Origin of the sequence: Streptosporangium sp. NPDC006930 (genome assembly GCF_040635605.1) — a bacterium.
In the GTDB taxonomy this organism is placed as follows: domain Bacteria; phylum Actinomycetota; class Actinomycetes; order Streptosporangiales; family Streptosporangiaceae; genus Streptosporangium.
On the sequence record NZ_JBEYID010000007.1, the window covers coordinates 267180 to 285884 of the forward strand.

General features: G+C 68.0%; 13 protein-coding genes. 9 read left to right on the plus strand and 4 right to left on the minus strand.

What is annotated here, in order from left to right; all coding sequences use genetic code 11:
- Positions 1-297 precede the first annotated feature (297 nt).
- Both ABZ664_RS15425 and ABZ664_RS15430 read left to right on the plus strand, forming a co-directional pair.
- Positions 298-1290, plus strand: coding sequence for an ATP-binding cassette domain-containing protein (locus ABZ664_RS15425; protein ID WP_362509243.1), 993 nt, complete (start codon positions 298-300; stop codon positions 1288-1290).
- Between the two features lie 225 nt (positions 1291-1515).
- Positions 1516-2214, plus strand: a complete 699-nt coding sequence (locus ABZ664_RS15430; protein WP_362509246.1) for an ABC transporter permease — start codon at positions 1516-1518, stop codon at positions 2212-2214.
- A gap of 144 nt (positions 2215-2358) precedes the next feature.
- On the opposite strand, the gene ABZ664_RS15435 is transcribed toward ABZ664_RS15430, so the two are convergent.
- The 3 genes from ABZ664_RS15435 to ABZ664_RS15445 all read right to left on the minus strand — a co-directional run bounded on the left by ABZ664_RS15435 (position 2359) and on the right by ABZ664_RS15445 (position 5819).
- On the minus strand, positions 2359-2961 hold the full coding sequence (locus ABZ664_RS15435; RefSeq protein WP_362508947.1) for a hypothetical protein: 603 nt from the start codon (positions 2959-2961) through the stop codon (positions 2359-2361).
- 388 nt (positions 2962-3349) lie between these two features.
- The gene (locus tag ABZ664_RS15440) at positions 3350-5413 is read right to left on the minus strand and encodes a glycosyl hydrolase family 28-related protein (protein ID WP_362508950.1); all 2064 of its coding nucleotides are present in this window, start codon (positions 5411-5413) and stop codon (positions 3350-3352) included.
- 226 nt (positions 5414-5639) lie between these two features.
- Positions 5640-5819 (minus strand): hypothetical protein, encoded by a 180-nt coding sequence (locus tag ABZ664_RS15445; RefSeq protein WP_362508953.1) that lies wholly within the window; start codon positions 5817-5819, stop codon positions 5640-5642.
- 1081 nt (positions 5820-6900) lie between these two features.
- Between ABZ664_RS15445 and ABZ664_RS15450 the strand changes: the two genes are divergently transcribed.
- The 6 genes from ABZ664_RS15450 to ABZ664_RS15475 all read left to right on the plus strand — a co-directional run bounded on the left by ABZ664_RS15450 (position 6901) and on the right by ABZ664_RS15475 (position 16444).
- Complete coding sequence (locus tag ABZ664_RS15450; protein WP_362508956.1) at positions 6901-8295, plus strand: endo-1,4-beta-xylanase; 1395 nt, start codon at positions 6901-6903, stop codon at positions 8293-8295.
- 483 nt (positions 8296-8778) lie between these two features.
- A complete protein-coding gene (locus ABZ664_RS15455) occupies positions 8779-10845 on the plus strand; it encodes a family 43 glycosylhydrolase (protein ID WP_362508959.1) in 2067 nt (688 codons plus the stop codon).
- A gap of 100 nt (positions 10846-10945) precedes the next feature.
- Positions 10946-12397 carry a non-reducing end alpha-L-arabinofuranosidase family hydrolase gene (locus ABZ664_RS15460; protein WP_362509249.1) on the plus strand — a complete coding sequence of 484 codons (1452 nt, stop codon included), beginning with the start codon at positions 10946-10948 and terminating at the stop codon, positions 12395-12397.
- A 219-nt stretch (positions 12398-12616) separates the two neighbouring features.
- On the plus strand, positions 12617-14452 hold the full coding sequence (locus ABZ664_RS15465) for a family 43 glycosylhydrolase (RefSeq protein ID WP_362508962.1): 1836 nt from the start codon (positions 12617-12619) through the stop codon (positions 14450-14452).
- A gap of 23 nt (positions 14453-14475) precedes the next feature.
- Positions 14476-14637 carry a hypothetical protein gene (locus ABZ664_RS15470; protein ID WP_362508969.1) on the plus strand — a complete coding sequence of 54 codons (162 nt, stop codon included), beginning with the start codon at positions 14476-14478 and terminating at the stop codon, positions 14635-14637.
- Positions 14638-14776: 139 nt separating this feature from the next.
- Positions 14777-16444 (plus strand): lectin, encoded by a 1668-nt coding sequence (locus ABZ664_RS15475; protein ID WP_362508972.1) that lies wholly within the window; start codon positions 14777-14779, stop codon positions 16442-16444.
- A 173-nt stretch (positions 16445-16617) separates the two neighbouring features.
- Here the strand turns inward: ABZ664_RS15475 and ABZ664_RS15480 are convergent, their stop codons facing one another.
- Complete coding sequence (locus ABZ664_RS15480; protein ID WP_362508975.1) at positions 16618-17529, minus strand: aminoglycoside phosphotransferase family protein; 912 nt, start codon at positions 17527-17529, stop codon at positions 16618-16620.
- A gap of 225 nt (positions 17530-17754) precedes the next feature.
- Here ABZ664_RS15480 and ABZ664_RS15485 point away from each other — a divergent pair, with 225 nt between their 5' ends.
- On the plus strand, positions 17755-18636 hold the full coding sequence (locus ABZ664_RS15485) for a hypothetical protein (RefSeq protein ID WP_362508978.1): 882 nt from the start codon (positions 17755-17757) through the stop codon (positions 18634-18636).
- The last annotated feature ends 69 nt before the right edge of the window (positions 18637-18705 follow it).

The following is an 18705-nucleotide window of genomic DNA, read 5'->3' on the forward strand; positions in this document are numbered from 1 at the left end:
CGTCACCGCGTCCGGGAATCTCCGGCGGAAAGAAAAAAATCACATCGTTTCCCGTCGCTCCGGCCCGATATGAAAAAGCCCAGGTCAGCCCGTGGATCCCAATTCCGGGGAGTTTCGGAAAGGACGTTCCCATCGGTCGGGTGAGCGCGCGTTTCCGCAGGTCAGAGCAAATGTGAATGTACGTTTCACGTTTGCCTCGCCCGGATCCCATGGGTAAGGATGAGTCATCTTCCAGCCGGGCCCCCGACCAGGGGTTTCTTCGGCATGCCACCGACCGCCCACCCCGAGGAGGGGACGATGATCCATGCCCGAGGGCTGACCCGGCGATTCAAGGTCGGGAAAGGAGTCGTCGACGCCGTACGCGGCCTCGACATCGATGTGGAGGAGGGCCAGTTGGTGGCCTTCCTCGGTCCGAACGGCGCGGGCAAGTCCACCAGCCTGCGCATGCTGACCTCCCTGCTCCCGCCGACGTCGGGAACCGCGACCGTCGCGGGCCGCGACGTCGTGTCGGATCCGGCGGGGGTCCGCGCTCGCATCGGGTACGTCGGCCAGAAGAACGGCTCGGGCGAGAACTTCCGGGTCCGCGACGAGCTGGTGACCCAGGCGCGCTGCTACGGCCTTCGCCGGTCCGAGGCGCACCGGCGGGCCGACGAGGTCCTCGGCCTGCTGGACCTGGAGTCCCTGGCCACCCGCAAACCCGGCACCCTCTCGGGCGGCCAGCGCCGCCGCCTCGACATCGCCCTGGGGCTCATCCACCGGCCCGGCCTGCTGTTCCTGGACGAGCCCTCGACCGGCCTCGACCCGCAGAGCCGCGCCAACATCTGGGAGCACATCCTGCGGCTGCGCGCGCTGCACGGCACGACCCTCTTCCTCACCACCCACTACCTGGAGGAGGCCGACACGATGGCCGAACGGGTGGTGATCATCGACCACGGCCGGATCATCGCCGACGGAACCGCCGATCGGCTGAAGGGTGATCTGGCCGGTGACCGCGTCACGGTCACCGTCCACGACGAGCCACAGGCGGTGAGGGCCGCCGAGGTCGCCGCGCGGATCGCGGGATCGGACGCGGTCACCGTCGCCGGGACGACGGTACGGCTGCGGGTCCCCCACGCGGGCGCGGCGCTGCCGGAGTATCTGCGCTCCCTGGAGGCCTCGGGGGTGAAGGTCGCCACCGCCGAGACCGCCCGGCCCACCCTGGACGACGTGTTCCTCGCGCTGACCGGCCGCAGCCTGCGCGAGAGCGACGAGAGCCCTGGCGCAAATGCGGCCGGTGCGCACGACGCCTGACCGGTGTCAGCGCACCCCGCACGCCGACCGGCCACGCCCAACGACCACGGCCCGCACACCTCCTGCCCACACAGCCCCGCACGCCGACCGGCCGCGCCCAGCGACCGCGGCCCGCGCGGCACCTACCCGCGCAGCCCCCTCCCCACCGGTAAGAAAGGCCGCCCCGTGCGCGTACGATCCTTCCTCCGCGACACCGTGACCGTGTTCTCCCGCGAGTTCGCCCCCGTGCCGCGCGAACCCCTCGGCCTCCTGTTCACCATGGGCCAGCCACTGCTCTTCCTGTTCCTGTTCGGCCCGCTGCTCGGAGGAACGTGGAGCTTCGAGGGCTCGCCGTGGCAGTGGTTCGTGCCCGGTATTTTGATCATGATGTGCCTGTCCGGGCCGATGATGGCCGGATACTCGCTGCTGGTGGAGCTGATCGGCGGCTCGATGGAGCGCATGCTGGTCACCCCGCTGAACCGCACGGCGATGCTCGTCGGCCGGACGATGAAGGAGTTCGTGATCCTGCTCGCCCAGGCCGTGCTGATCATCGTTCTCGCGGTGCCGCTGGGCTTCCGCCCGCACCTGCCGGGGGTGCTGACCGGACTGGCGATACTGGCCGTGTTCGGGATCGGCCTGGGCGCGCTCTCCTTCACCCTCGCGATCGCCTCCGCTCCGAGCGGCAACCTGTTCTACGGCGTCACCCAACTGGTGTTGTTTCCGCTGATGTTGCTCTCAGGCGTGCTGCTGCCGATGGACTTCGGCCCGGCGTGGCTCCAGGTCGCCGCCACACTGAACCCGGTCACCCACATCGTGGACGCGGAGCGGGCACTGTTCGCCGGCCGTTTCGCGGACGCCTCGGTGCTGTACGGAACGCTCTGGGCCTGCGCCGTCGCCGCGGCGGGCCTCGCGATGGGCACCAGGTCGATGCGCCGCGGCATCTGACCTCGGCGCCCTCGGGAGCGTGCAGCGAGGTCGGGGCGGTTCCCTGCGCGCGGGTCGGGAGCGGGTCGCTCCGCCCTCGACCCACGTGGAAAGCCGAAGAGCCCCGTCTTCGAGATGAAGGACGAGGCTCTTCGCGGTGCGCGGCTACTGGGGGGTGGGGGTGTGCGAGGGCGAGGCGGTGGCCGTCGGAGTGGGGGCGGAGCGCTCCTTCGCCGGCTCCCTGGTGACCTTGCAGTCGTAGGCGGCGATGGCGTACCCGGGCAGCAGCTTGCAGGTCGTCCACACCGGACCGACCTTGTACGCGTAGATGGCGGGAAGTCCGCCGTCCTCCCCCGCGGGGCCCTGGGGCCCCTCAGGGCCGGTCTCACCGGGGGCGCCCTTCGGGCCGGCCGGACCGGCGGGTCCCTGCGGGCCGGTCTTCCCCTGGTAGCCGCGAGGTCCGGCCGGCCCCTGGGTTCCGACGCCGTCCTTGCCGTCCTTGCCATCACGCCCGGCGGGTCCCTGGGGGCCGGGGCCCGCGACCGTGCTCTGGCCCTGGGCGGACTGCTTGGCCCACCACGTCTTGACCTCGGTCGGCTTGCACTTCGTGGTGGCGGAGACCAGACGCACCAGACCGGTGCTCTTCAGCTTGCACGCATAGATGAGGTCGGCGCCTGAGGTCTGGGCGGCGGAGGCGGTGGTGATGCCGGACATGCCGACCGCGAGAACCGCGGTAGCCGCTATCGCCAGAGGCGTCTTGAAACGCATATGGAACTCCAGAAAAGAAGGGAAGGCCGTGATGCGGCTCGACAAGAGTGCCAGGTGGGAACGATCCACGCTGCCATATCGGATCATGTGATGAAAAAGAGACCGACTTCCACTCCCGACCCTCTAGTTTCCGGAACTTTCGCCATTAAAGACACTTTTGTCGAAAAGTACACTTATTGTCTTGGGCGCGCCTTTCGGTATTCGGCCGGCTCCTGTGGCCACCGTCCGTACGGAACCCGGACCGCGGGGAGGGACCTCCCCGCGGTCCGACGGCCCCGCGAACCGCGGCACCGGCCGTCCGGCCGGTGCCGCCGTGACACCGGCACCCGCTATGGAGAGGCCGGTGGTTTCGAAAAGCGACGTACGCTCTGTCGGTACGACCGGACGATCACCACGGGGAGGGCGCCGGCGGCGTGACCACCGGTGGGCGGTCGTCGCAGGTGATGGTGTTGGGCAGCATCCACGGGGCGAGCCAGGCCCCGGTGGCGCCGCCCCCGTCGTTGCCGCCGAGGTCGGTCAGGGAGAACTCCGAGCCGGTGGGCGGGAAGTTGAACGAACCGCAGTTGTTGACGCCGACCGCGCCGACGTTGCGGGCGTCCACGTTCTCGAAGGAGGCCGATCCCTTCACCCGCGCGCTCACCACCGAGGTGCCGGTGCCGTCGACCCTGATGTCCTTGAAGTGGACGTTCGTGATCGAGTACAGGTCCTTCACTCCCCACTCGCTGACCAGCATGATCGCGTTGTAGGTGTTGTCGAGGAAGTGGTTGCCGACCACCTGGATGTCGGCCTCGATGTTCTTGTCGAGCGCGTAGAGCCAGATGGCTCCCAGACCGATGTTCCAGTTCAGCTCGTACGTGCCGGCCCGGACCGTGGTGTTGTCCTTGATCGACAGTTTCCCCGCGAACGCCTCGGCGCCGAAGCGGGAGCCGACGTGGATGCCGCTGCCCTCGCGGATCGGGTCGGCGACGAGGTTGCCCGAGACGGTGTTGTCCGTGCCGCCGTAGACGGCGATGCCGTTCGCGAGGGTCGGCGTCTGCACGGTGTTGCGGTCGAAGGTGTTGCGGGCGTTGGCGATCTTCTCGGACCACAGGGCGAGGCCGTCGTCACCGGTGTTGCGGATGAAGTTGTTCGACACGACCGAGTCCGTGACGCCGCCGTGGAAGTTGAGGGCGTCGGCGATCTGGTCGACGATGATGTTGTTCGTGATCCTCAGGTTCCTCATCGGCCCGTCGAACCACATGCCCACCTTGGTGCGGTGGATGTGGAGGCCGTCGACGGTCGAGTCGCTCAGCGCCCCGCCGATGCCGTTCACCTGGTCGGTGTCGATGCGCTCGCGGACGTCGCCCTCGATCGCGAAGCCGGACAGGTGCACGTTCCTGCTGCCGCCCTTTGCCGCGTCCTTGCCGTAGAAGCCGACTCCGGTGTGCACCGAGCCGTCGGGGGCCGGGGAGGGAAGGGCGACCTGTCTGCCCTTGATGATCGTGTACCAGTTGCCGGCGCCCTCGATCGTCACGTCGTCGACGACGATGTGGCGGTTCACCTGGTAGACGCCCGGTGGGATGTAGACCTTGAGGCGGCCGCGCTTGGCGAAGGCGATCGCCTTGTCGATCGCGTCGGCGGAGTCGCGCCTGCCGAGCGGGTCGGCGCCGAACGCCAGCACGTTCGCCGCGACGAGCCTGACGTGCGGCGCGCCGACGAGCTCCGAGCCGAGCAGGTCGATGACCGTCCACGCCGCGTTGCTCCCGGCCGGGACCGTGAGCCGCACCCTGTCACCCGCGCGGTACGTCCTGCCGAGCAGGAGACGCTGCTCGTCGTAGAAGTGGGTCGGGCGGAACGGCTTCGTGATCGTCGGGGCGGGCGTCGTGGCACTGGGAACGCAGGCGCACTCGGTGATCCACCAGTCGGGGTGCAGCAGGTCGGCGTTCGGGTCGTTCGTGAACGGATACTGGTTGTAGAGCCACGAGTACTGCGACGTGAGGGTCATCACCTTCCTGCCGCCGCCGTTCACCGTGACGTGTAGCGGCGCGGTGATGCCACCGCCGTTCGGGGCGTCCGGAATGCTGTAACGCACGGTGATCGCGTTCGCCGCCTTCGGCAGCGTGAACTCGACGTGCTGCCTTGGCGTCAGCCTGACCGCCCTGCGGCCTGACGCCTCCCCCGCGAGCGTGTACGCATCGCGGTCCGGGCCGATGGTCGTGCCGTTCGTCGTGGCGTTCTCGGCCTCCTGCTCGGTGAAGGCGACATCGGCGCCCCGCCCGGCGACGAGTGACGGGTCGAGGGCGGCGCGCGTCACCACGGGGGCCGGGGCACCGCCCGTGCCCGCGAGGGCGGGGGGACCGGGCACGACGCCGAGGCCGGTGAAGGCCACGATCACCGCCGCGACCGCCGCCGACGCCCTTCGCGGTGGCCCGCCTGTCCGTCTCGCCGCGGCTTCCGTGATGCTCCGTGACATTCGGATGCTCGTTTCTCTCGGGGGAACACCTGAAAACGCTCGGGGCGGAGCGAACGCCACGAGGGTGAGGCGACCGTAGGACTCCGGCGCCTCGCCCCACAAGAGTCTTGCGAAATAGTTTCGCAATCTTGCTCTATACCTGCGGACACCTCACAGGTTCTTGCAATGCGAGTCATGGATCATTGCGATGTTCCGTAACGTACGACCCACCCCGATGCGATGTGGGTCACTGGAGATCCATGGCCTCGCGGGCACGCGTCCGGGTGCCCGCGCTCACCGCCGGCAACACCGCGGTCACGATGCTGGAAAAGGTCAGGGTGAGGTGGTCCGCTCCGTCCGCGAAGGCTCCGCGTGTGATGTACGTGCGGAGCGACACCGTCCAGACGGCCGCCGTCCAGGCGAACACGAGGGTGAAACGCCACGGCGAGCCCCGCGTCGTCCCGGCCTCCTGTGAGCGGCGGGCCGGGCGGCGAAATCAGAAGGGGGCAACGCGCGCTCGCGCCCCGGAGTGGCCCCGCAGGCCTTCGGCTGCGACCTCAAGGCCGAAAGCGCCGGCCTACCGCCGGCAAACCGACCCGCACGTGTCAGGGCAGGACGAGGACCTTGGTGCCGGGACGGTGTCGGCGAATGTCCCGAACCACCCTCGAGATCACCCATGGCCGAGGGGCCACCCGAACGGCGGTGAGCCGGGCAGCGAGGGCTGATCGGTGCGATATGAGTGTTTGCGCTAACACCCCTGCGAGCAATGTAAGGCCCGCGTTACGGCCGCGTCAATCGTTCACATCACAGAAACCTGTCCTGGCTCCGCCGGGGTTTTCGGCCCTCCCAAAAGGGGGGCCACGCCCTCGCGAGCCGGGAGCTCGGCGCCCGCGCCTCTCGCCTCCGCCGAAGCGGCCCCTCCCCCGCCGGACACGTGGAACGATCGTCGATCCGGCGGGCATCGGGGGTCGGCGAGAAGATTTTCACCGATCGGTCCCCCTCCCCAACTTGTCAACCAGGGGTCTTGAGGAAGTCAGCTGGATTCGGTCAGAATTCCATGGTTGCCAACTGGTAACTTCTGTGAAACTTTCACATTCGCAGGCAACGCGACGCGATCTCCCTCTGGACGAATGCCCAGGCCGGAAACGTTTCGTTAGCAATGCCCAGGTCAGCGAGGGTCATGACTCGTTGACGGTGGATCGGACAGTCGGATGTACTCCCCGACAACGCACTTACAGGAGCAGGCCATGGAGATCTGGAAGCCCAGATGTTAGCGATAACAAAGCTCGATGGCCGCTGCCCCCTCGACCTGGCCAAGGAGCGTTGGATGCCCGTCTCATCCCGAACGCGAGCCCAGGACGGACCTTTGGCCCGCCTCCCGCGGTGCCGGCGACCCGCCCACCTCGCGACGACGGCTCTGGTCGGCTCCCACCCGCTCTCGAAGCCCGGCCTGCTCCTCCGGACCGACTCCACCCGCTGACGCCTCATCACCCCCCCAAGGAACCGGCATGCTCTTCACCGCGATCCCAACCATCGCCTCGAAAGCACGACGAACCATCACCATCGCGCTCGCCGCCGCCCTCGGGGCCGGCGTCGTGGTCTCCGTCCAACAGACCGCCTCCGCCGCGGAGACGACGCTCGGGGCCGCCGCCGCCCAGTCGGGCCGTTACTTCGGCGCGGCCATCGCGGCGGGCAGGCTCGGTGACTCCACCTACGTGAACATCCTGAACCGGGAGTTCAACTCGGTCACCGCCGAGAACGAGATGAAGTGGGACGCCACCGAACCCCAGCGCGGCAACTTCAACTACAACAACGCCAACCGCATCGTGAACCACGCGATCGGCCGGGGCATGTCGATTCGCGGACACGCCCTGCTGTGGCACCAGCAGATGCCCGGATGGGCCCAGGGTCTGTCCGGCTCCGACCTGCGCAACGCCGCCATCAACCACGTCACCCAGGTCGCCACCTACTTCCGCGGCAAGATCCACTCCTGGGACGTCGTCAACGAGGCCTTCGCCGACGGCGGAGGCGGCGGACGCCGTGACTCCAGCCTCCAGCGAACCGGCAACGACTGGATCGAAGCCGCCTTCCGCGCGGCCCGCGCCGCCGACCCTGGTGCCAAACTCTGCTACAACGACTACAACACCGACGGCATCAACGCCAAGAGCACCGGCATCTACAACATGGTCCGCGACTTCAAGTCACGCGGCGTCCCCATCGACTGCGTCGGTTTCCAGTCCCACCTGACCAACTCCACCCCCAGCGACTACCAGGCCAACCTCCAGCGCTTCGCGGACCTCGGCGTCGACGTCCAGATCACCGAGCTCGACATCTCCGGCTCCAACCAGGCCAACGCCTACGCCGCCGTCACCCGCGCCTGCCTGAACGTCGCCCGCTGCAACGGCATCACCGTCTGGGGCATCCGCGACAGCGACTCCTGGCGCACCGGCCAGAACCCCCTCCTCTTCGATGCCTCGGGCAACAAGAAGGCCGCGTACACCTCCGTCCTGAACACGCTCAACTCAGTCACCCCCAACCCGTCCCCCACCCCCACGGTCACGCCCACGCCCACGCCGGGTCCGGGCGGGCCGTGCCGGGTGGGGTACACCCTCAACGCCTGGAACAGCGGATTCACCTCGGCGATCACCATCACCAACACCGGGTCCTCCGCGATCAACGGCTGGTCGCTGACGTTCGGCCTGCCGTCGGGCCAGACCATCACCTCGGGCTGGAACGCCACCTACTCGCCCTCCAGCGGCCAGGTGACGGCGCGCAACGTGAGCTACAACGGCTCGATCCCCGCCGGCGGTTCGATCGACATCGGCTTCCAGGCCAACCACACCGGCAACACCTCCGCGCCCTCCTCCTTCACCCTCAACGGGAACACCTGCTCCCGCGCCTGAACTCCCGGTGGGGAGAGGCCGTCCGCCCGTGATCGGCGGGCGGACGGCCACACCACCGGCGGCTCGGTGGCATCGTCCCCCAACCCGACCACAGCGGTAATCCGGCAGCTCCACCTCGTTCTCCCCCCAACGGCCGGACCTGCGGTGTGACCTGACCTCACCCCGCGCCCCCGGTCCCGTCGTCCACCGGACGACGGGACCGGGCACCCCCCACCTGTCTCACCCCCCAGAGAAAGGAACGCCTGTGTCACCCAGCCGCAGGCAGTGTCGCCACCGCCCAGCAGCGTTCCGGTCGCACGACTTTTCGGCCCGCCTTCCGCGGCACCGGGGCCACATGCCGCGCATCGACTCGATCAACGCGTCGTCGAGTGCCTCCGACCGGCAGGACGCCACATTCAAGGTGAGGTCGTAATCGAAGTGTTAACGCTAACAAAATCCTTCAAGGGAGGACGTATGCCTTTTAAAAGGCGAAATCGCCTGCGCATGCTGCTAGCCGCCCTCACCTCGATCGTGCTCACCGGTGCCCTGCTCACACTCGCCAGCCCCGCGGCGACCGCGGCGACCGTCGACACGAACGCCTGGTACGTGCTGGTCAACCGCACCAGCGGCAAGGCCCTGGACGTCTACAACCTCTCCACCGCCGACGGCGGGCGCATCACCCAGTGGACCCGCAACAACAACAACAATCAGCAGTGGCAGTTCGTCGACTCCGGTGGCGGCTACTACCGCATCAAGTCCCGCCACTCCGGCAAGGTGCTGGACGTCAGCGGCTTCTCCACCGCCAACGGCGGCGCGGTCGTCCAGTGGGCCGACCTCAACGGCACCAACCAGCAGTGGCGCCTCGCCGACTCCCCGGACGGCTACGTGAGATTCGTCAACCGCAACAGCAACAAGGCCATGGAGGTCCAGAACGCCTCCACCGCCGACAACGCCAACATCGTCCAGTACGACGACTGGGGCGGCAACAACCAGCAGTGGCAGCTCGTCCAGGTCGGCGGCGGACCGAACCCGACCCCCACCCCGACGCCGACGCCGACGCCGGGTCCCGGTGGCAACTACACCAACCCGGTCGTGTGGCAGGACTTCGCCGACGGTGACATCATCCGGGTCGGCGACGCCTACTACTACTCGGCCTCGACGATGCACTACTCGCCGGGCGCGCCGATCCTGCGCTCCTACAACCTGGTCGACTGGGAGTACGCGGGCCACTCGGTCCCCAAGCTCGACTTCAACTCGAACGCCTACGACCTCAACGGCGGCCGGGCGTACGTGAAGGGCATCTGGGCCTCGACCCTCAACTACCGGCCGAGCAACAGCACCTACTACTGGATGGGCTGCATCGAGTTCAACCGCACCTACGTCTACACCGCCTCCGCGGTCGACGGCACCTGGACCAAGCGCTCCCAGATCAACAACTGCTACTACGACGCCGGTCTGCTCGTCGACGACAACGACACGATGTACGTCGCCTACGGCAACGGCACGATCAGCGTCGCCCAGCTCTCGGCCGACGGCCTCAGCCAGGTGCGCGCCCAGCAGGTGTTCCAGACCCCTTCCAGCGTCGGCGGCACCCTTGAGGGCGCCCGCTTCTACAAGCGGAACGGTTACTACTACATCTGGCTGACCAAGCCCGCGAACGGCCAGTACGTGCTGCGCTCGACCAGCCCGTTCGGCCCGTACGAGATGCGCCAGGTCCTGCTGAACATGCCCAGCCCGATCTCCGGCGGCGGCGTGCCCCACCAGGGCGGACTGGTGCAGACCCAGAACGGCGCCTGGTACTACATGTCGTTCGTCGACGCCTACCCCGGCGGCCGGGTGCCCGCTCTCGCGCCGATCACCTGGACCGGCGACGGCTGGCCCACGATCCAGACGGTGAACGGCGGCTGGGGCGTCAACTACCCGAAGCCGAACATCCAGACCAACAAGACCGTTCAGTCGATGATCGGCCCCGACACCTTCACCTCACCCTCGCTCGGCCACCGGTGGGAGTGGAACCACAACCCCGACGACTCACGCTGGTCGACCGGGAACGGCCTGCGCCTGCAGACCGCGACCGTGACGAACGACCTGTACAACGCCCGCAACACCCTGACCCACCGCATCCAGGGGCCGTCGTCGACCGCGACGATCGAACTCGACTACTCGCAGATGGCCAACGGCGACCGCAGCGGCCTCGCCATCCTGCGTGACCAGTCGGCCTGGATCGGCGTCAAACGCGACAACGGGGCGACCCGCGTCGTGATGACCAACGGGCTGACCATGAACAGCAGCTGGCAGACCACGGGAACCGGCACCGAGGCGGCGAGCGCCAACGTCTCGGGCGGCCGGATCTGGCTGAGGGTCAACGCCGACATCCGGCCCGGCTCCGGACGGCAGGCCCGCTTCTCCTACAGCACCGACGGGACCAACTTCACCGCGCTCGGACCGGCCTTCACGATGAACAACGCCTGGCAGTTCTTCATGGGCAACCGCTTCGGGATCTTCAACCACGCCACCCAGGCCCTCGGCGGCTCGGTGACCGTGCGCCGCTTCGACCTCACGACCCCGTAAGACCAAAAAACACCCTATGAGAACCGTCCCAACCAGCCCTTCCGCTCCCCGTCGGACGAAATCGGAGTGAATTGTGAGATTTAAACCCCTAGCCGTCATCATGGCGGCGGCCACCTTGCTGGTGAGCCTGTTCGTGGCCGTCCAAACCGCGAACGCGGCGACCGTCGACACGAACGCCTGGTACGTGCTGGTCAACCGCAACAGCGGCAAGGCCCTGGACGTCTACAACCTGGCCACCAACGACGGCGCCCGCATCACCCAGTGGACCCGTAACAACGGCAACCAGCAGCAGTGGCAGTTCGTCGACTCGGGCGGCGGCTACTACCGCATCAAGTCCCGCCACTCCGGCAAGGTGCTGGACGTCAGCGGCTTCTCCACCGCCAACGGCGGCGCCATCGTCCAGTGGGCCGACCTCAACGGCACCAACCAGCAGTGGCGCCTGGCCGACTCGGCGGGTGGCTACGTGCGCTTCATCTCCCGGAACAGCAACAAGGCGCTGGAGGTGCAGGGCGCCTCCACCGCCGACGGCGGCAACATCGTCCAGTACGACGACTGGGGCGGCAACAACCAGCAGTGGCAGCTCGTCCAGGTCGGCGGAGCGAACCCGAGCCCCACCCCGACCGTGACGCCGACGCCGGGCACCTGCACCCTGCCCTCGACGTACCGCTGGACCTCCTCGGGCGTGCTGGCGAACCCGAGGTCGGGCTGGGTCTCGCTCAAGGACTTCACCGTCGCCCCCTACAACGGCAGGCAGCTCGTCTACGCCACCACCCACGACTTCGGCAGCAGCTGGGGTTCGATGAACTTCAGCCTGTTCACCAACTACTCGGAGATGGCCTCGGCCAGCCAGAACGCGATGAACTCCGGCACCGTGGCGCCCTCGCTGTTCTACTTCGCGCCGAAGAACATCTGGGTGCTCGCCTACCAGTGGGGCGGGGCCGCCTTCTCCTACAAGACCTCCACCGACCCCACCAACCCCAACGGCTGGTCGTCGGCGCAGACGCTCTTCTCCGGCAGCATCACCGGCTCCAACACCGGCCCCATCGACCAGGCGCTCATCGGTGACGGCCAGAACATGTACCTGTTCTTCGCCGGCGACAACGGCAAGATCTACCGGGCCAGCATGCCCATCGGCAACTTCCCCGGCAGCTTCGGCTCGAACTACACGACCATCATGACCGACACCACGAACAACCTGTTCGAGGCCGTCCAGGTCTACAAGATCCAGAACGAGAACCGCTACCTCATGATCGTCGAGGCGATCGGCTCGCAGGGCCGCTACTTCCGGTCCTTCACCGCCACCAGCCTCGGCGGCAACTGGACCCCGCAGGCCGCGACCGAGAGCAACCCCTTCGCGGGCAAGGCCAACAGCGGCGCCACCTGGACCAACGACATCAGCCACGGTGAGCTGCTGCGCACCAACGCCGACCAGACCATGACCATCGACCCCTGCAACCTGCAGCTGCTCTACCAGGGCCGCAACCCCAACTCCAACGGTGTCGACTACGGCCTGCTGCCCTACCGGCCCGGCCTGCTCACCCTGCAGCGATAACACCATGACGCCGATCCGGCTCGAACGTCTCCGACGCTCACCGCGAAGGCGCACACCCCACCGGGTGAACGTCGTCACGGCACGCGATCAGGACCGGTTCGAGCCGGAACGGCGCGAGACCGATCCCCTCTGAACCGCCCCGGACGCGTCGGAGACGCCGAGCCGCCGCGTCCGGGGCCACCAACCCCCCCAATGAACGCCGCCTGAGGGAGACGACCGGTGAGACCCGCACTTCGCACGGCGAGGAGAAGAGCTCGCCGCCTGATCCTCTGGACACTGAGCCTGCTGATGTTGATCGCGTTGTCACCGCTCTCCGCGAGGGCGGACAACCCGATCGTCCAGACCATCTACACCGCGGACCCCGCGCCGCTCGTCCACAACGGCCGTGTCTACCTCTACACCGGCCACGACGAGGACGGCTCGACGTACTTCACCATGCGCGACTGGCGGGTCTTCTCCTCCACCGACATGGCCAACTGGACCGACCACGGCTCGCCCATGAGCCTGGCCACCTTCGCCTGGGCCGACGCCAACGCCTGGGCCGGCCACGTCGTCCCCCGCAACGGGAAGTTCTACTGGTACGTACCGGTGCGCAACCGGGCGACCGGCGGGATGGCGATCGGGGTCGCGGTCGGCGACAGCCCCACCGGGCCCTTCCGTGACGCGCTGGGCCGCCCGCTCGTCGAGAACGGCGAGATCGACCCGCACGCGTTCATCGACGACAACGGGCAGGCCTACCTGTACTGGGGCAACCCCCGTCTCTGGTACGTCCGGCTCAACACCGACATGATCTCCTTCTCCGGCAGTCCCACCCAGATCCCGCTCACCGCCGCGGGCTTCGGCGCGCGCAGCGGCAACGCGAGCCGGCCCACCCTCTACGAGGAGGGGCCCTGGGTCTTCAAGCGCGGCAACCTCTACTACAACGTGTTCGCCGCAGAGTGCTGCTCGGAGTTCATCGCCTACTCCACGGCGCCCAGCGCCACCGGACCGTGGACCTACCGGGGAACGATCATGCCCCGCCAGGGCGGCAGCTTCACCAACCACCCCGGGATCATCGATTTCAACGGCGGATCCTACTTCTTCTACCACAACGGCGCGCTGCCGGGCGGTGGCGGATACACCCGCTCGGTCGCCGTGGAGAAGTTCACCTACAACGCCGACGGCACCATCCCGACCATCAACATGACCACCGCCGGCCCTCCGCAGGTGGGAACGCTGAACCCGTTCGTACGCCAGGAGGCCGAGACCATCGCCTGGGCGAACGGCGTCGAGACCGAGCCCGCCAGCGAAGGCGGCATGAACGTCGGCTTCATCAGCAACGGCGACAACATCAAGGTCAAGGGCGTCGCCTTCGGCACGGGTGCCTCGTCGTTCACCGCCCGGGTGGCCTCTGCGGCGAGCGGCGGCACCATCGAACTCCGCCTGGGCAGCGCCACCGGCACCCTGGTCGGCACCTGTTCCGTCCCGGGGACCGGCGGGTGGCAGAACTGGACCAGCGTCACCTGTCCGGTGAGCGGGGCCACCGGAACCCGCGACCTGTATCTCCGCTTCACCGGCGGCAGCGGCAACCTGTTCAACCTCAACTGGTGGCAGTTCACCGCCGGCGGCAACACCGGGGGAAACCTGCTCACCAACGGGAACATGGAGAACGGCACGACCGGGTGGACGACCTCGGGGGGCACCCTGTCGTCGGCCACGAACGTCGCCTACGCCGGCAGCCGCTCCCTGCTCAACTCCGGACGCACCTCGGCCTGGCAGGGCCCCCACCAGAACGTGACCTCGCTGCTCACCAACGGCAAGAGCTACACCACGAGCGTCTGGGTGCGCTCGCAAAGCGGCACCCCCAGCGCGAAGGCGACCCTGACGTACACGGCCAACGGCACGACGAACTACCTCCAGCTCACCCCTGCGCAAACGGTGAACGCCAACGGCTGGACCCAGCTGACCGGCACCGCGACCGTCTCATGGACCGGCACCCTGACCAACGCCTCCTTCTACGTCGAGACAGCCGCCGGAACCGACGGCCTCTACATCGACGACGCCTCCTTCCAGTGATCCGGGCAGAAAGGAGTCATCCCATGTGCAGGCACAGACCCGTGCTCACCGCCGTCACGGCCACGGCACCTCTCGTCCTCTCCGCGGGTGCCGTGGCGATGAGCCGCGATGCGAGCGCGAACACGCCCTTCGGATTCCCCGGCAACGGCACCCCGGCCACTCCGGCGGCCACCTGCGCCGCGTGACCGTAGCGCGCATCTCGACCAAGCACGATCGGGCCCCTGGTGCGGGGCGCCAGCCCGCACCAGGGGCCCGATCGTCGATCCCCCGACAGGCGGGGCCCTGCCGCCACGCCCACCCCCCACCCCCTGAGGAGCGATGTCAATGAGAAAGAACCGGCTACGCGCGTTACTCGCCCCGGCCGTCACCGTGACGCTGGCCCTCGCGATGGGAGCCGTGGCGCTCTCCACGGCCACCCCCGCGCAGGCGTTGAACAACGGCGTGGGCCGCACCCCGCCGATGGGGTGGAACACCTGGAACACCTTCGGCTGCAACATCAACGAGACACTGATCAAGCAGACGGCCGACGCGCTCGTCAACAACGGCATGCGCGACCTGGGGTACGAGTACGTCGTCGTCGACGACTGCTGGTTCGATCCCAACCGCGACTCGGCGGGCAACCTCCAGGCCAACCTGTCGCGCTTCCCGAGCGGGATGAAGGCCCTGGGCGACTATCTGCACGCCAGGGGCCTGAAGTTCGGTCTCTACCAGGCCCCCCTCGACAAGACCTGCGCCCAGTACTTCAACTCCTACCCCGGCGCGACCGGCAGCCTCAACCACGAGGTCCAGGACGCCCGGCAGTTCGCCGCCTGGGGCGTCGACTATCTCAAGTACGACTGGTGCTCGCCCACCGGCAGCATCGACGACCAGGTACGCACCTTCGCCAAGATGCGCGACGCCCTGGCCGCGACCGGCCGGCCGATCCTCTACAGCATCAACCCCAACAGCATTCACTCCAAGACCGGCCCGCAGCGCAACTGGGGCGACGTCGCCAACATCTGGCGCACCACCGAGGACATCACCAACGCCTGGAACACGAATCAGACCAACGGCTACCCGATGGGCATCCAGAACATCGTCAACGTCAACGCCCCCCTCTCCGGCTACGCCGCACCGGGACAGTTCAACGACCCGGACATGATGGTGGTCGGCCGAGGCGGCATGAACGACACCGAGATGCGCAGCCACTTCGCCCTGTGGGCGATCATGGCCGCACCCCTCATCGCCGGTAACGACGTCCGGAACATGGACAACGCGACCTCCACGATCATGAAGAACCAGAACCTGATCGCCATCAACCAGGACACGCTCGGCCTTCAGGCCGCCCAGATCAGCAACGACGGCACGCGCCGTATCCTGGCCAAGCGGCTGAGCAACGGCGACGTCGCGGTCGCCCTGTTCAACCAGGGCGGCAGCACCACCACGATCAGCACCACCGCCTCCGCGATCGGCCTGTCCGGCAACTCCTTCAACCTGCGCGACGCCTGGACGAACGCCGTCACCTCGACCACCGGCGCCATCTCGGCGAGCGTTCCCGCCCACGGCACCGTCGTGTTCCGGGTGAGCGGCGGCACGCCCAATCCCACGGTCTCCCCGTCCGCCCCGACCACGACCCGGATCCAGGGGGTGGGCTCGGGCCGGTGCCTCGACGTGACCGGCGTCTCCCAGACCAACGGGACCCAGGTGGGGATCTGGGACTGCAACGGCCAGACCAACCAGCAGTGGACCGCCACGGCCGCCGGTGAGCTGCGGGTCTACGGCAACAAGTGCCTGGACGTCAACAACAACGGCACCGCCGACGGCACCACCGTCATCATCTGGGACTGCAACGGCCAGAACAACCAGAAGTGGCGCTTCAACGCCGACGGGACCGTCACCGCCCTCGGCTCGAACAAGTGCCTGGACGTCGTCGGCAACTCCACGGCCAACGGCGCCAAGACCCAGATCTGGTCGTGCAACGGCGCCGCCAACCAGCGGTGGAACCGCACCTGATCACAACACGCCCAAGCTCCGGCTCCTCGTACCACGTGAGCCGCCGGAACCCGCTCGCCGCCGCTGTGTGCCCAGCGGCGGCGAGCGTGCCCCATACGGCCGACTTCACGACGACGGGCGCGGGTGACCGCGCAGACGTCGCGTGAGGGCGGCCGTCACGCGTTCAGATGGCGTCAGCCGGCCCGATCGTGGTCGGCCAGGACCTCGTCGACGACATGGCGGTGCTCCGCGACTTTCCGCTCATCCCCGTCGATGTTCTGGGCCAGGGTGATCAGCGCCTTCCACAGTGCCCAGCCACGAGCACGCGCCCACATGGCGGCGTCCTGAGCGACGACGTCACGGAAGACCGCCCGGCTCCGACCGGAGAACATCGTCCACGCGATCACCAGGTCACAGGCGGGATCACCGACGCCTGAGGTCCCGAAGTCGATGACGGCCCTCAGCTTCCCATCCCGAACCAGCAGGTTTCCGCTCGCGATGTCGCCGTGGAACCACATCGGCGGCCCGGACCAGGTCGCCCCGAGCGCGGCGTCCCACACGGCCGCCGCCCGGACGGTGTCGACGCGGCCCTCCAGAGCGACGAGGGTACGGCGCGTCTCCTCGTCGTAGTAGGCCGGTGGCGTACCCCGGTGGAAGCTGTGCGCGCCCGCCACCGGCCCTCCGGTCGCGTCGACGCGTTGCAGGGCGAGGACGAACTCGGCGACCGAGGCCGCGAACTCGGACAGGTCGTCGACGCGCTCAGGGCTCGCGGTCTCGCCGTCCAGCCAACCGCGGATCGACCAGTTGAACGGGTATCCCTCGCCGGGAACCCCCTTCGCGAGGGGAACGGGAATGTCGACCGGCAACGACGGGGCGAGCACCGGCAGCCATCGGTCCTCCTTGTCGACCGCGGGGGCGTAACCGGCCGCGGTGGGAAGACGCGCCGTCATCTCGTCGCCGAGACGGTAGGTGCGGTTGTCCCACCCGTCGACCTCGACCGGTGTCACAGGAAGGGCGCTCCAGTGGGGAAACTGGGCGGCGACCAGCCGTCTCACCAACCCCGCGTCGATGCCGGCGCGCCCGTCGATGCTCCTGCTCTCCACCACCCCGAGAGTGTGTCGGCCCTCCCCTCCACCACGCAAAAGGTTTTCGGCGCCCGTGCGTTCGTCGTATGGGTGGCGGCCGGTGCGAGTATCGTCCGCCTCCTCCGCGTGGAGCGACGTCGGCGCTCTCTGGCAGCCGCGGAGTCGCCGTGAGAAAATCCGCACGAACAGGCCGAACTCCCCTCTCCCGCCGAATGCCCCAAAAAGCCCGAAAAGGACGAATACTCCATGAGACGACGGGCCGCCCTGGCGGTCGCCGTACTGATCGCGTCCATGCCGGGCGCGCTGAGTCCCGCCGCCGCCGCGCAGGCGGGCGCTCCCGATCCGGCGCGCGCGGTCAAGCAGCAGTTCAGAAACGAGCACGGCGTTCGGATCTCCGAGACCAACCGCTTCTTCTACGGCAAGAAGTCCACGGTCTCCGGGAGCGGGATCCTGATCAGAGGTCGTCTCCAGTTGGCCCCGTCGGGTCCGGCGGCCGCGGATTTCACCTGGTGGGACCTCTCCCGGCCGGAGAAGGGAACCCCGTCCAAGAAATCGGCCCCCTACCGGGTGATCCGCGTCGGTAAGAAGACCTACGACGACGCCACCCGATACCCCGGCCCCGTGCCGGACGGCAAGAAGTGGGTCCAGTTCCCGGACAAGCACCGGGGACGGATGAACCGGGACATGGCCCGAGGCGCCAGTCTGCAGCCGATCGACCTGTACGACCCGTCCATGATGAAGGCCGTACTGAAACGCTCGGCGAGCAAAGCCGTCTCCGGCGGTTTCCTCTACCAGGGCACCGTGAGCTACCAGGAACTGCGCAGGATTTCCAAGAGTCCTCCCATCGCCTGGACCTCGGGCAAGCGCATCGGCAAGAAGAGCAAGGGAAAGGTCTCCTGGCGGCTCTGGACCGGCCGTGACGGTCTGCCCAAGCGCCTGGTCACCGCCGACTCCACGGGAGTGGGGAAGGAGCCGCTGGTCAAGCGGAGCGACACGCGCTACACCGACTGGGGATGCCGTCTCGTCATCACCGCCCCGCCCGCCGACGAGGTCATCTCTGAGAAGGATCTACTGGAGTACGCCCGTAGACAGAACGCGTCCGCTCCGACGGACTCCGGGAACACCTGACACACTTCGTCGATCACACCGCGCGGTCGCCCGTGACCCTGCTCTGCGGCTCTCCCGGTAGTCCGGACA

Bases quoted from the DNA above. Each gene is read 5' to 3' on its own strand.
- ABZ664_RS15425 (WP_362509243.1), top strand. From the start codon at position 298: ATGATCCATGCCCGAGGGCTGACCCGGCGATTCAAGGTCGGGAAAGGA.
- ABZ664_RS15435 (WP_362508947.1), bottom strand. From the start codon at position 2,961: ATGCGTTTCAAGACGCCTCTGGCGATAGCGGCTACCGCGGTTCTCGCG.
- ABZ664_RS15440 (WP_362508950.1), bottom strand. From the start codon at position 5,413: ATGTCACGGAGCATCACGGAAGCCGCGGCGAGACGGACAGGCGGGCCA.
- ABZ664_RS15450 (WP_362508956.1), top strand. From the start codon at position 6,901: ATGCTCTTCACCGCGATCCCAACCATCGCCTCGAAAGCACGACGAACC.
- ABZ664_RS15455 (WP_362508959.1), top strand. From the start codon at position 8,779: ATGCTGCTAGCCGCCCTCACCTCGATCGTGCTCACCGGTGCCCTGCTC.
- ABZ664_RS15460 (WP_362509249.1), top strand. From the start codon at position 10,946: ATGGCGGCGGCCACCTTGCTGGTGAGCCTGTTCGTGGCCGTCCAAACC.
- ABZ664_RS15470 (WP_362508969.1), top strand. From the start codon at position 14,476: ATGTGCAGGCACAGACCCGTGCTCACCGCCGTCACGGCCACGGCACCT.
- ABZ664_RS15475 (WP_362508972.1), top strand. From the start codon at position 14,777: ATGAGAAAGAACCGGCTACGCGCGTTACTCGCCCCGGCCGTCACCGTG.
- ABZ664_RS15485 (WP_362508978.1), top strand. From the start codon at position 17,755: ATGAGACGACGGGCCGCCCTGGCGGTCGCCGTACTGATCGCGTCCATG.